This is a genomic window from Dactylosporangium salmoneum (assembly GCF_039532525.1).
Classification (GTDB): domain Bacteria; phylum Actinomycetota; class Actinomycetes; order Mycobacteriales; family Micromonosporaceae; genus Dactylosporangium; species Dactylosporangium salmoneum.
Window position 1 is genome coordinate 118,086 of the sequence record NZ_BAAARV010000088.1, and the last position, 13,767, is coordinate 131,852.

General features: G+C 71.3%; 10 protein-coding genes. 5 read left to right on the forward strand and 5 right to left on the reverse strand.

Translation table 11 applies throughout. The features are described 5' to 3' along the window. Positions 1–9: 9 nt before the first annotated feature. The 4 genes from ABD352_RS44775 to rny all read left to right on the forward strand — a co-directional run bounded on the left by ABD352_RS44775 (position 10) and on the right by rny (position 6,184). Positions 10–210, forward strand: coding sequence for a DUF3046 domain-containing protein (locus tag ABD352_RS44775; RefSeq protein ID WP_344618693.1), 201 nt, complete (start codon positions 10–12; stop codon positions 208–210). A gap of 157 nt (positions 211–367) precedes the next feature. Further along, a complete protein-coding gene (gene recA, locus ABD352_RS44780) occupies positions 368–1,417 on the forward strand; it encodes a recombinase RecA (RefSeq protein WP_344618694.1) in 1,050 nt (349 codons plus the stop codon). Positions 1,418–2,403: 986 nt separating this feature from the next. Further along, entirely contained in the window at positions 2,404–3,060 is a 657-nt protein-coding gene (locus tag ABD352_RS44785; protein WP_344618695.1) for a regulatory protein RecX, read from the forward strand. A 1,375-nt stretch (positions 3,061–4,435) separates the two neighbouring features. After that, positions 4,436–6,184: a ribonuclease Y gene (gene rny, locus ABD352_RS44790; protein ID WP_425553919.1), complete on the forward strand. Its 1,749-nt coding sequence runs from the start codon at positions 4,436–4,438 to the stop codon at positions 6,182–6,184. Positions 6,185–6,517: 333 nt separating this feature from the next. Here the strand turns inward: rny and ABD352_RS44795 are convergent, their stop codons facing one another. From ABD352_RS44795 to ABD352_RS44815, 5 genes are all read right to left on the reverse strand, one after another. Next, positions 6,518–9,316 (reverse strand): ABC transporter substrate-binding protein, encoded by a 2,799-nt coding sequence (locus ABD352_RS44795; RefSeq protein WP_344618697.1) that lies wholly within the window; start codon positions 9,314–9,316, stop codon positions 6,518–6,520. A gap of 41 nt (positions 9,317–9,357) precedes the next feature. Next, complete coding sequence (locus ABD352_RS44800) at positions 9,358–10,236, reverse strand: amino acid ABC transporter permease (protein WP_344618698.1); 879 nt, start codon at positions 10,234–10,236, stop codon at positions 9,358–9,360. Then, entirely contained in the window at positions 10,233–10,889 is a 657-nt protein-coding gene (locus tag ABD352_RS44805) for an amino acid ABC transporter permease (RefSeq protein ID WP_344618699.1), read from the reverse strand. The genes ABD352_RS44800 and ABD352_RS44805 overlap by 4 nt, the downstream gene beginning before the upstream one ends. Positions 10,890–10,961: 72 nt before the next feature. After that, positions 10,962–11,930 carry a glutamate ABC transporter substrate-binding protein gene (locus tag ABD352_RS44810; RefSeq protein WP_344618700.1) on the reverse strand — a complete coding sequence of 323 codons (969 nt, stop codon included), beginning with the start codon at positions 11,928–11,930 and terminating at the stop codon, positions 10,962–10,964. 116 nt (positions 11,931–12,046) lie between these two features. Continuing rightward, positions 12,047–12,790, reverse strand: coding sequence for an amino acid ABC transporter ATP-binding protein (locus tag ABD352_RS44815; protein ID WP_344618701.1), 744 nt, complete (start codon positions 12,788–12,790; stop codon positions 12,047–12,049). Between the two features lie 204 nt (positions 12,791–12,994). Between ABD352_RS44815 and surE the strand changes: the two genes are divergently transcribed. Next, complete coding sequence (gene surE, locus ABD352_RS44820) at positions 12,995–13,756, forward strand: 5'/3'-nucleotidase SurE (protein ID WP_344618702.1); 762 nt, start codon at positions 12,995–12,997, stop codon at positions 13,754–13,756. Positions 13,757–13,767: the final 11 nt, after the last annotated feature.

A 13,767-nucleotide genomic window follows, 5' to 3' on the forward strand; every position in this document is an offset into this window, starting at 1 on the left:
TTGGCAGGCGTGCGTCTGACGGATTTTTGGCAGCGGCTCGAGCAGGTGTTCGGGCCGGGGTACGCGAAGAGCATCGCCCATGATCAGGTGTTGTCGCAGCTCGGGGGCCGGACGATCGAGGAGGCCCTCGCGGGCGGCTTCGATACCGCCGACGTGTGGCGGGCTGTAGTCGATGCGTATCCGGAGCGTGTTCCCAGCCGCCTACGCTGATGTTTTTCGGCGTGTCGACCTGCGGATCGTACAGATGTACGGGTACTCTTCTCGCTCGTTGGGCTTCACGCCGGCCATTTTTGTCATACCCGGCGCCTAACGTGTCAGCGTGACCAAGCGAACGCCGACGAAGACCGCGAACCCAGGGGTGACGGACATGGCAGTGCAACCGGATCGGGAGAAGGCGCTGGGGCTCGCCCTCTCACAGATCGACAAGCAGTTCGGCAAGGGCTCCGTGATGCGGCTCGGCGAGCGTGTCCAGCAGCCGCAGGCGATCATCCCGACCGGCTCCATCGCCCTCGACGTGGCGCTGGGCATCGGCGGCCTGCCGCGCGGCCGGGTGATCGAGGTCTTCGGCCCGGAGTCCAGCGGTAAGACCACGGTTGCCCTGCACGCGATCGCCAACGCGCAGGCGCAGGGCGGCATCGCGGCCTTCATCGACGCCGAGCACGCGCTCGACCCCGACTACGCCAAGGCCCTGGGCGTCGACACCGACGCGCTGCTGGTCTCCCAGCCGGACACCGGTGAGCAGGCCCTCGAGATCGTCGACATGCTGGTGCGCTCCGGCGCCCTCGACATCATCGTCATCGACTCCGTCGCCGCCCTCGTGCCGCGCGCCGAGATCGAGGGCGAGATGGGCGACAGCCACGTCGGCCTCCAGGCCCGCCTCATGAGCCAGGCCCTGCGCAAGATCACCGGTGCCCTCAACAACTCCGGCACCACCGCGATCTTCATCAACCAGCTCCGCGAGAAGATCGGCGTGATGTTCGGCAGCCCGGAGACCACGACCGGTGGCCGCGCGCTCAAGTTCTACGCCTCGGTCCGCCTCGACGTGCGCCGCATCGAGAGCCTGAAGGACGGCACCGACGTGGTGGGCAACCGCACCCGCGTCAAGGTCGTGAAGAACAAGGTCGCCTCGCCCTTCAAGCAGGCCGAGTTCGACATCATGTACGGCAAGGGCATCTCCCGCGAGGGCTCGCTCATCGACGTGGGCGTCGAGCAGACCATCATCCGCAAGTCGGGCGCCTGGTACACGTACGACGGCGACCAGCTCGGCCAGGGCAAGGAGAACTCGCGCAAGTTCCTGCGCGACAACCCCGACGTCGCCGCCGAGATCGAGAAGAAGATCAAGGAGAAGCTGGGCGTCGGCGTCGGGCAGTCCACCGACGCGGCCGGCGGCCCCGCGGCCGCCCCGGTCGACTTCTGACATCGGCACGCTTGGTCACCCGGCGCGCCGGTCGGCTTCGGCCGGTCGGCGCGCGGACCCGGTGCCTTGTTACTAGGTGGTGGGCGGCTCGGTCGCCCCGACCGGTTTTTTGGTGGTGGGCGGCTCGGTCGCCCCGATCGCAGAGCGTGGCGCTCTGCCCGTGACCCCCGGTGCCGTCTTGGTGGGCCAAGCCGCTCGGCCGGCACCGGGTCTCGACTGGCGGAGGTGTGTCGATGTCCGGCGGGGATGACGCCGCCGCTGAGCCCTTGTTCGGCGGACCTGACGACGAGGTGAACCCGTGGCTCGCGGCCGACGGCCTTTCGGGGCGGCCCGCTGGAGCTGGTGGGGGAGCGCGCGTCCGGCGCGAGCCGCCGGTGCTGCCCGAGATGCCGACCGGGCCGGCGGTGCCGGTCGTTCCGGTGGCCCCGGTCGCGCCCTGGGATGACCCGGGCGGCGACAACCCCTGGGCCGCGGCTGGTAGCTCCTCGGCGCCGGGGTCCTCTTCGCGGCCGCGCGGCTCCTCATCCCGTTCGGCCTCGGACTCCTCCTCGCCGTGGGCCCGATCGCCGGGTTCCTCGTCCCGGTCGTCGCGGGCCTCCGCTTCGGGCTCGCCGGCCTCTCCGGCCGCCTCGGGTCCGTCGTCCTCCCCGGGTGCGTCGTCTTCCTCGGGTGCGCTGTCCTCTTCGGGTGTGGATGCGGACGGGTCTGGCGCCGGCGGTGGCGCGGCCTTCGTGGATCGCCCCTTCTCGGAGCGGTCTGTTGCGAAGCGTTCCCGTTCGGGTGGGTCTGGTTCGCGTGGGTCTGGCTCGGGTGGCTCTGGCTTTGGCGGGACCGGTTCGGGCGGGACTCGCTTGGGCGGGTCCGGCTTGGGCGGGCCTGGCTTTGGCGGGACCGGCTTGGGTGGGCCTGGTTCGGGTGGGTCCGGCTTGGGCGGGACTGGCTTGGGCGGGACTGGCTTGGGCGGCTTTGGCTCGGACGAATCGGAAATGTCCGGACATGCCGAGGGCGAGGAGCTGCCGAAGAGCCGGCGCGGGAAGCGCGAGGGCCGCGGCCGTCGCCGGGACCGGTCGGACGCGCCGGCGCCTGGGCCCCCGCCCGCACCGGCCGATCCGCGCGAGGTGGCGAGGGAGATCTGCCTGAGGCAGTTGGCCGTACGTCCCCGAACCCGGGCCGAGCTCGCCACCGCGATGCGCAAGCGAGGCGTGGAGGAGGACATCGCCAAGGAGATCCTCGACCGGTACGACGAAGTGGGCATCATCGACGACGCCGCCTTCGCCCGCGCCTGGGTCGCCAGCCGCCACCACGGCCGCGGCCTGGCCCGCCGTGCGCTGGCCGGCGAACTGCGCCGCAAGGGGGTGGCCCCGGACGAGGTCGGCGAGGCCCTCGAGCAGCTTGCCCCGGACGTCGAGGAGGAGACCGCCCGCGCCCTGGTCGCGCGGCGCCTGCGTACCGAGACCCGGGCCACCCCGGAGGCCGTCTTCCGGAGGCTGGTCGCCATGCTCGGCCGCAAGGGGTACCCGCCGGGCCTCGCCATCCGGGTGGTCAAGGAGACGATGGCGGAGCGCGAGGACGCCGCCGAGTTCGCCGACGGCATCGACGCCGACGCGCTGGCCGACGCCGCCATGGACCCCGACACCCAGTAGGCCCGTAGGCGCGTCCACGACCGGCCCGCTCGCCTGTCCCGCGCTGTGCCCAGGTCTGGAGGTCCGGCATCCGGCGCCTCTCCGGCGCCGAGCCTCATGTCTGCAGACCGCATGTCTCGCGGACTCATGTCTTCGAGGCTTGTCCCTCTAGACCTCACGTCGCAGGACCACCCCATCCTTCAGCCTCACGCGTCTACGGCCCCATGGCTCCGCGCCGGACATCTCCGCCCGCGTTGCCGGCCTCGGGCCCGCGTTGCCGGCCCCGGGCCCGCGCTGCCGGCCCCGGGCCCGCGTTCCCGGCCCCGGGCCCGCGCTGCCGGACGCCGCACTTCCGCGGCGGTCCTCCTGGGACTCGCCCCCGCGCCGTCGCGTGCTGCCCGATTCGTCCGTCAGAGAACAGCGGGGACGGACCGTTGGTCGACTCATGTCATGTGGCTGTCTGCGGTACGGCGTCCGACGTGCAGGTACCGGGGCATATGGGGCGGCCCGGGGTGACGCGTGTCGATGCCGCCGTTGGTCGTCGACACGGTCTGTGGTGGAATGGTTGCGGTCGAGCGGTGGCCTGGCGAAGCACTGCGTCGATCCCGGGGTCACGGGCTGTTGAACGTGGGAGCGAGACCGCGACCGACATGCCGGAAACATCCGCCCAAATGTTGCCGCTGGGCTGTTTTGGCAGGCGAGGGTACTTGACGGACGTACGTCCCGTATGGTGCCCGATCATGAGTCCTTGACCGAAGCGCCCTTCACGACCTAGCCTCGGCGTTACCAGATGGAGACCGCCCAACCACCGCGGGTTTACCGCACAACATAGATCGCATCACAGATCAGCAACACTTACCAACGTTCATAGCGGATATGAGCGCCACACCTTGCGGGAGGTGTCGGCGCTAGTGGCGACCTAGCAGCGGGGCTCCCTAGGCCTCGATATCGATACTTCTTGATTTGCCATGGTCGGGCGTCTCCTCCACACCACCCGCCGTCGCAGGATGCGCGGCGCCTGAGCGGAGCGAGGTGACGTCGTGACGGAGTGCGCCCGTGTCATCCTCTGCGAATCCGAAAGCCCCGGCGGCCTGACAGGGGTGGGTGCCGCCGCTGGGCGGGGGCGCCACGGCGGGGCCGGGACGGCGCCGGACCCGGACGGCGACGACGGCGAGGGAGCACGCTTCCCCGCTGCGGAACAGGTGCGCGGGTTCGAGGTCGAGCGGCTAACCCGGGCCGCCGGTCCAAGTACTGTGGCAATCGGGGGCGGGACCGCCCGTGCGAACAGGGCGGTGGTTGTGAACAGAGCGTCGGCTGGGTACCGGGCGGGCGGGCACCGTGCGGCAGCCTGTGAGGTGGCGGCGTGACCGGGTTTCAGATCGCGCTGACGGTGGCGATGATCGCGCTCATCGTCGTCGTGGTGGTGGCGCTCGGGGTCGCGCTGAAGGCGATCCGGCGGCTCGGGACAGGCGTGCCCGCCGCCGTGCCGGCCGGAGACGATCCCGCCTTCCTTGCCGAGAAGGACCGGCAGGAGCACTCGCTGGCGTCGCTGCGTACCGCGGCCGAGGACGCCACAGCGGCCGTCGACGAGGCGCGGGCGGCAGCCGCCGCGGCGCGAACCGAGGCGGCGGCGGCCAAGGCGGAGGCGAGCGCGGCGCGGTCGGAGGCGCGGCGGATCCTCGACGGGGCTCGGGCCGAGGCCGACTCGCTGCTGGAGCGCGCGCACCGGCAGGCCGAGACCGACGCCGAGCAGGCCCGCGCGGCCGCCCGGCGGGCCGGGGAGCGCGAGGTCAACCAGCTCACGGCGGTGGCGAAGGAGCAGTCGCAGGACGCGGAGCGCCGGCAGCGCCGGCTCGACGAGCGGGAGCGGCTGCTGGCCGAGGAGGCCGAGCGGCTGGCGGAGCGGGACCGGCGAATCAGCGGTACCGAATCGGATCTTTTGGAACGCGAAGCGTCCTTCACCCGGAGGGAGGGCGAGCTCTCCGAGGGAGAGGAGCGCCACCGCGAGGAGCTCGAGCGTATCGCCGGGCTGACCGCCGACGCGGCCCGGGTCGAGGTCGTCGAGGGGATCGAGGCGCAGGCCAAGCGCGAGGCGGCGCTGCTCGTGCGGGACATCGAGAACGACGCGCGCAACACCGCCGAGCAGCGGGCCCGGCACATCGTCGTCGACGCCATCCAGCGGGTCGCCAGCGAGCAGACCGCGGAGAGCGTGGTCAGCGTCCTGCACCTGCCCAGCGACGAGATGAAGGGCCGGATCATCGGCCGCGAGGGGCGCAACATCCGCGCGTTCGAGTCGACGACCGGGGTCAACCTGATCATCGACGACACGCCAGAGGCGGTGCTGCTGTCCTGCTTCGACCCGGTGCGGCGCGAGATCGGCCGCCTGACCCTCGAGAAGCTGGTGCTCGACGGGCGCATCCACCCGCACCGCATCGAGGAGGTCTTCGAGCAGGCCAAGCACGAGGTCGAGCGGCTGTGCAACCGGGCCGCCGAGGACGCCCTGGTCGAGGTCGGCATCACCGACCTGCACCCCGAGCTGATGACGCTGCTGGGGCGGCTGCGGTACCGCACGTCCTATGGCCAGAACGTCCTCAAGCACCTCGTCGAGACCGCGCACATCGCCGGCATCATGGCCGCCGAGCTGCGCCTCGACCCCGCGCTCATCAAGCGCTGCGCGTTCCTGCACGACATCGGCAAGGCGCTCACCCACGAGGTGGAGGGCAGCCACGCGCTGATCGGCGCCGACGTCGCCCGCAAGTACGGCGAGCACGACGAGGTCGTCCACGCGATCGAGGCGCACCACAACGAGGTGCTGCCGCAGACCATCGAGGCGGTCCTCACCCAGGCCTCGGACGCCTGCTCCGGCGGCCGCCCGGGGGCGCGGCGGGAGAGCCTGGAGGCGTACGTCAAGCGCCTCGAGCGCATCGAGGAGATCGCCGGCGGGAAGTCGGGCGTCGAGAAGGTCTTCGCCATGCAGGCCGGCCGCGAGATCCGGGTCATGGTCCGCCCGGACGACGTCGACGACATCGGCGCCGCGGTCCTGGCGCGCGACGTGGCGAAGCAGATCGAGGAGGAGCTGACCTACCCGGGCCAGATCCGCGTCACCGTCGTGCGGGAGTCCAGGGTTACGGAGATCGCTCGTTAAGAGCCCTTTCCTGGCTCCGGTCCGTGCAACCAGGGACCGTTGCTCCCGTCAGACAACGGTCGGCCCTGGGGGGCCTCCCTGCCAGCTCCGCGGTGCCAAGATCGTCCGATAAGTCGGGCGCTGGCGCGCCACGACTTATCGGACTTATGGCCCGACGGGGTATAAGTCCGACATGTCGTGGCGCGGAGCGCCCGACATATCGCGTTCGAGCTACCTTGCCCCCTAATGGGGATATCGGACCCGAGGTCGCGCCTGGCCGATCCGGCAGGAGAAGGGGGCGAACCCGCAGCGAGGGCCCGCCCCTCGGGGGGACGGGCCCTCGCGCGATGCGGATCAGACGCCGATGACCGAGTCCTTGGCCATGTACTGGCCCTGCACCTTGTAGGCCCAGATCACCGGGTCGGCGGCGGACAGGTTCCCGCTGCCGTCGAACTTGATCTGCCGCCCGGTCGCGGCGCCCTTGCCGTCGTAGGTGGCCATGAACTTCATCATCTCGTCGCGGGTGCCCTTGCCCGCCATGAAGCCGGCCAGGTACACGCCCGCGGCGTCGTAGGCCTCCGGGCCGTAGTAGCTGGACGCCTGGTTGTAGGCGCCCCGGTACTTCACGGCGAAGTCGGCCCCCGCGTCGAGCGACGGGACGCACGGGCAGGTCACGATCACGCCCTCGGCCTTGCCGCTGGTCTTGGTCACGAAGTCCACGGTGAAGAGCTTGTCCGCGCCGACCACCGGCAGGCTGGGGGCCACGGCCCGCAGCGCCTTCATGAAGACGATGCCGTCGTCGGACTGGCCGGCGAAGTAGACCGCGTCGGGCTTGGAGTCGGCCACGGTCTTGGCCGCCGAGGTGAGGTCCGTGTCCGCCTCGCGGATCGAGACCGTCGTGCCGGTGGCGCTGCCCAGCTCGTTGGAGACCTGCTGGCGGCCGATGGTGCCGAAGTCCGAGTCGTCGTACACGATGGCGGTCTTCTTGGCCTTCAGCGTGTTCTTCAGGTAGCGGGCGCCGGCCCGGGCCTGCTCCGTGTCGGAGGCGATCACCCGGTGGAACGTGGCCCAGCCCCTCGTGGCGAGCTTGTCGTCGGCGGCGAAGGGCGTGATCATCGGCAGGTTCGCCTTGTCCAGGAGGCTGCCGGCGGCCAGGATCTCCGTCTCGTACATCGGGCCGACCAGGCCGATGACCTCGGGGTCGTCGATGGCCTGCTGCGCCTTGGTCTTCGCGCCTTCCTCGGTGTCCGCGGTGTCGAACTCCTTGAAGTCGACGTGGCAGGTCGGGTTCTTGGCGTTGAAGTCGTCGATGGCGAGCTTCACGCTGTTGCGCATCATGACGCCGTCGCTGTAGTCGGCGCCGGTCGGGCCGAGGAAGCCGATCTTGTGGCCGCAGGCCGGGGACGCGGCCGCTACGGGGTTGCCGGACGGGGTGCCGCCCCCGCCCCCGCCGTTGTCGTCGCCGTTGCGGGTGACCGCCCAGACGATGCCGCCGACCACCAGCAGCAGGGCGAGCGTGCCCCCGCCGATGGCCGCGATGAGTCCTCCGCGTCCTTTTCTCCGCTCCGGTACCGCGGGAGCCGGCGTCCAGGCCGGAGCCGGGCTCGCCGGCACCCCGGTCACCGGCTGCTGCGCGTAGCCAACGGGCTGGGCGACAGGCTGCGCCGGCCGGGCCACGGGCGGCGCGACGGGCTGCATCGGCTGGGCGACCGGCTGCATCGGCTGCGCGACGGGCTGCATCGGCTGGGCGACCGGCGGCCGCTGCTGCGGCGGGAACCCGGCGGGCCGCTGCGCGGGCGGCGGCGTCACCGGACCGGCCGCGTAGGGCGAGGTCGGCTGCGACGGCACCACCGGCATCGAGCCGGTCTGCAGCAGCGGCGGCAGGTGCGGCGACTCCTCCGGCATCGTGAACGCCGGCGAGACCGGCTGCCCCGAGACCGGCTGCCCCGACACGGGCTGCCCGGACACCGGCGCGGCCGAGACGGGCGCGTTGCCCGGCGAGCCGCCCGACGCCGGCGCGCCCGAGATCGGCGACGAGGGGCCGCCGGCCGCCCCGGCCACCGCGGCGCGCCCGGTCAGCGGGGCCAGGTGCAGGGCGCCCTCGGCGACGACCAGCTCGGGCTGCTCGATCGCGGTCGGGGCCAGCCCCATGGCCCGGTGCAGCAGCGTGGCCGCGAGCGGGATCCGGCTCGACCCGCCGACCAGGAACAGGGCCGACACCGGGCGCTCGCCAAGCGCCGACGCGGACACCGCGATCTGCGTCGCCGTGACCGTGCGGTCGAGGATCGGGCGGGCCAGCTGCTCCAGCTGCTCGCGGCCGATCGGCACGCTCTCGTCGAAGAGGGGCACGTGGACGTACGTGGTGGCGGCCCGGCTCAGCATCTCCTTGGCCAGCCGGGCGTCCTCCCACAGCTGCCAGGCGGCCCGCCGGTCGGCCTCGGTCTCCGGGTTGGTGAGCCGCTGCCAGTAGTCGCCCTCGCGGCCGACGAAGTGCCGGCCCAGGTAGGCGACCACGGCCGCGTCGACGTCCAGGCCGCCGGCGTCGGGGAGGCCCTCGCTGGCCAGCACGTCGAAGCCGCCGCCGGCGTTGCGGCGCACCACGCTCGCGTCGAACGTGCCGGCGCCGAAGTCGTAGACGACCGCGATGCCGCCGACGGGCACGTGGGTGCCGACGGTGGAGACGAAGTACGAGGCCGCGGCGACCGGCTCGGAGGACAGCAGCGGCGCCGGGAGCCCTGCGGCGACGGCCGCCTGGGTGAGCGTCTGGCGCCGCTGGGGCGGCCAGGCCGCCGGGTGGGTGATCATCACGTTGGCCGGCTTGGCCCCGGCGACCCGCTCGGCCTCGGCCGCCACCCGGCGCAGCACGCTCGTCACGAGCTCGCCGACGGGGACGTCCCGCTCGCCGAGCCAGACGACGCCCTCCTCGATCCGGCGCTTCGGGTAGGGCTCGAACCGGTGCGGCTGCAGCCGCGCGGAGTGGACCGCGTCCCGGCCGGTCAGGATGCTGCCGTCGGCGTTGACGTACACCGCCGACGGCAGCAGAGGAGATCCGTCGAAGAGCAGGGGCTTGGTACGCCCGTCCGGCCACCGCAGGACGGCGACCGTGTTCGAGGTGCCGAAATCGATGCCCAGCCTGAAGCCCGTGTCCGCCACTCGCGCAGCGTACGCATCGGGCGCAAGCTTGCCAATCGGCCTCAAGCGCTTGGCGTGCTGCCGGTCCCGGCGCCCGTGTCCAGGACCGGCACGGTGGCCACCGTGGTCTTGCGCCTGGGGCCGCGGGTCAGCCGCTTCTGCAGCCAGAAGGCGAGCCAGGACAGCAGGCCGCACGTGGTGATGTAGATCGCGGCGACGACGAGGTAGCTCGGGACGTACGGCAGGCCGAAGGGCAGCCGTCCGCCGATCTGCTTGCCGACGTACAGCAGCTCCGGCAGCTGGATGATGAAGCCCAGCGCCGTGTCCTTGAGCAGCACCACGAGCTGGCTGACGATGGCCGGCAGCATGGCCCGGACCGCCTGCGGCAGCAGGATCGACCACATCACCTGGGTCTTGCGCATGCCCAGCGCGTACGCCGCCTCGGCCTGGCCCTTGGCCACCGCGAGGATGCCGGCCCGGAAGATCTCGGCCAGCACCGAGCCGTTGTAGATCGTGAGACCGATCACCAGCGGCCAGAACGGCCCGACCTTGTAGCCCAGCTGGATCGGCCCGTAGTAGGCGAAGAAGATGAGCACGAGCAGCGGGATGGCCCGGAACAGCTCCACGAGGAACGAGGCCGGGGCCCGGAAGTAGGCGTGGTCGCTCAGGCGGGCCACGGCCAGCAGGGCGCCGAGCGCCAGCGCCAGGACCGCCGCGGTGCCGGCCGTGCGCAGCGTGGTGAGGTAGCCGTCGACCAGTTGCTGCTGGATGGCGGCGTACTCGAACTGCTGCCACTTGATGGAGTCGAACTGGCCGGTGTCGTTGAAGCGCATGACGATGTACGCCAGCAGCGCCACGATCCCGACAATGCTCACGCCGCCGAGGATCCGGTTGCGCAGCCGCGCCTTCGGCCCGGGCATGTCGTACAGGACGTTGCTCATCGCGCGACCCCCCAGCGCCGCTCCAGCATCCGCTGCGTGACGACCAGCGGCGCCACCAGGATCAGGAACCCGATCGTGACCCACAGCAGTACGTAGATCTGGTTCTCGCCGCGCTCGGACAGGTACCACTGGATCGCGCCCGCCTCGGCGACCGAGAAGCCGGCCGCGATCGTGGTGTTCTTCAGCATCGCGTTGAAGACACTGATCATCGGCGGGACCACCGTGCGGAAGGCCTGCGGCAGCACGACGTTGCCCAGCACCTGGGCGAAGGTCATGCCCAGCGCGCGGGCCGCCTCGGCCTGCCCGACCGGCACCGTGTTGATGCCCGCGCGCAGCGCCTCACAGACGAAGGCGCTGGTGTAGGCGGTCAGCGCCACGCAGGCGCTGGGGAAGTAGTCGATGTCGACGTCGAGCTTCGGCACCGCGAAGACCAGCAGCGCGAAGACCAGCGTCAGCGGGCAGTTGCGCAGCAGCAGCACGTAGCTGGTGCCGAAGCCCCGCAGGGCCGGGACCGGCGAGACGCGCATCGCGGTCAGCAGGGTGCCGAGGACCAGCGAACACACCCCGGCGATCAGGAACAGCTCGATCGTGGCCAGGAAGTGCGACCCGATGACGTCCCAGTTGTCCGTGAGGACATGAAGAAACTCGTTCATCCGCTGCCCATCGCAAGACGGTTTCAATGGAAGGGACGCCGCCCCAGGTGCAGGGCGGCGTCCCGTGTCAGGTCAGTACTTCTCGAGGGCCGGAGCTGTGGCCGACGAGCCGGACTTGCCCAGCGTGCCGTCGTAGATCTTCTGCCACGTGCCGTCCTGCTCGGCCTTCTCCAGCGCGGCGTTGACGAAGTCGCGCAGCGCCTTGTCGTCGTGGGCCAGGCCGATGCCGTACTTCTCCGGGTACGGCTTGCCGGTCGCCGGGTCGGTGAACGGGTTGCCGACGACCTTGAGCATGCTCGGGTTCTGCGCCGCGTAGCCCTTGAGGATCGCGTCGTCGGTGGTGACGGCGTCGACCTTCTTGTCGATCAGCTGGGAGACGCACTCGGAGTAGGTCTTGAACTCCACGATGTTGCCGGCGTCGGTGAGCTTCTGGTCGCGCACCCGCTGGATCGGCGTCGAGCCGGTGGCGGAGCAGACCTTCTTGCCCTGCAGCTTGTCCGCGCCGGTGATGGACGAGTCGTCCTTGCGCACCAGCAGGTCCTGCGCGGCGATGAAGTACGGGCCGGCGAACGAGACGTCGGCCTTGCGCTTGTCGGTGATCGAGTAGGTGCCGACGTAGTAGTCGACCTCGCCGCCCTTGATGGCCGTCTCGCGGTTGGCCGAGGCGACCTCCTTGTACTCGATCTTCGCCGGGTCGATGCCCAGCTTCGACGCGATCAGCTGGGCGATCTCGATGTCGAAGCCGCAGCGCTTGCCCGAGGCGTCCTTGTAGCCGAGGTTCGGCTGGTCGAACTTGACGCCGATGACGACCTTGCCGGCCGACTTGATCTTCTCGAACGTCGGGCTGCCGGCGATCTCGACGCCGCTGGCCGGCGTGAACGACGTGCCCGACGAGGTGCACGCGTCGCTGGCCGCCTGCGGCGCGCCGGCCGAGCCCGCGGGGGTCTCCGGGGTCGGGGGGCCCTCCTTGCCGCAAGCGGCGAGGCCGAGCGAAAGCGTGGCGACGGCGGCTGTCATGGCCGCAATTCGCGTGATACGCATGATGTGCGGTGCTCCTTCCAGAACCTCATGGCCGTCCGGTGTGGGGCCGGCGGCCGGGCCGGCGCACCGGGGTCGGTGCGCCTATTCGTGTACCGAGGTGTGCGAAAAGTCTGACTTCAGTGGGTCAGGATCTTGGACAGGAAGTCCTTGGCCCGGTCCGAGCGCGGGTTGGCGAAGAACTCCGCCGGGGAGGCCTCCTCGACCAGTTGGCCGTCCGCCATGAACACGACCCGGTTGGCCGCGTGCCGGGCGAAGCCCATCTCGTGGGTGACGACGACCATCGTCATGCCCTCGCCGGCCAGGGTGGTCATCACGTCGAGCACCTCGCCGACCATCTCCGGGTCGAGCGCGCTCGTGGGCTCGTCGAAGAGCATCGCCTTGGGCTGCATGGCCAGGGCGCGCGCGATCGCCGCACGCTGCTGCTGCCCGCCGGACATCTGCGCCGGGTACTTGTCCGCCTGCTTCGCGATGCCGACCCGCTCCAGCAGGCCCATCGCCCGCTCGCGGACGACCGCGGGCTTCTCCTTGCGTACCTTGACCGGCCCGAGCATCACGTTCTCGAGCACGGTCTTGTGCGCGAACAGGTTGAACGACTGGAACACCATGCCGACCTCGCTGCGCAGGCGGGCCAGCGGCCGGCCCTCCTCGGGCAGCCGGACGCCGTCGAACACGATCTCGCCCTGGCTGATCGGCTCGAGCCGGTTGATGGCCCGGCACAGCGTCGACTTGCCGGAGCCGGACGGCCCGATCACCACGACGACCTCGCCCCGCCCGATCGACAGGTTGATGTCGCGCAACACGTGCAGCTCGCCGAACCACTTGTTCACGCCGCTGAGCACGATCAATGGCTGGTCCGTCATTTTCCGCCCCACTGCATAGACGATGCCCGTCTCCCTCTCCGGTGCGAACGACGTTAGCGAGGCAAAGGGCCATGATCTGCTGCGTAGTGGTCACGGGCCGATAACGACAGGGGATTTGCCCCGACGTGTGGCCGGCAGACCGGGTTCGAGCAGTTCGGGCGACATCCGCTATTGGTCGCCGCGCGCATTGGGCAACATGGCTGCATGCGGATCCTGGTGACCAACGACGACGGCATCGACAGCCCCGGCCTGCACGCGCTGGCCGAGGCGGCGTCCGCCGCCGGGCACGACGTCGTGGTGGCCGCCCCGGCCGAGGAGTCCAGCGGGTCGAGCGCCGCGCTGCTGGCCGTCGAGGCCGGTGGGCACATCGCGATGCGGGAGGCTGTCCGCGGTACGACCGCGGGGTTCGCGGTTTCGGCGACGCCGGCCTTCATCGTCCTGCTGGCCACCCGGGGCGCCTTCGGGCCGCCGCCCGACCTCGTGCTGTCCGGCGTCAACCGGGGCCCCAACACCGGCGCCGCGGTGCTGCACTCCGGCACGGTCGGCGCCGCGCTCACGGCCGTGGCCAACGGCTGCCCGGCGATGGCGGTCTCGCTCGACGCGGCCCCCGGCGGCGAGCCGCACTGGGCCACCGCCGCCGAGGTCGCCGTCGACCTGATGCCGTTGCTCACCGGCCCGTTCGCGCTCAACGTCAACGTGCCCGACGTCCCGGCCGGGGACCTGCGCGGCATCCGGCGGGCCCACCTGGCCGAGTTCGGCATGGTCCAGATGACGCTGCGCGAGCAGGGCGAGGGCTTCGTGCGCATGTCCCTGGAGCAGGTCGGCGAGGTCGCCGAGCCGGGCAGCGACGACGGGTGGCTGCTGGACGGCTACGTCGCCGTCACGCCGCTCTTCCCGCCCGGCGAGGCCGCGGACGTGGCGCTGCCGGGGCTCGTGGATACGGCCGGTGAGCACGTGGGGGGCTAGTATTTCCGGTG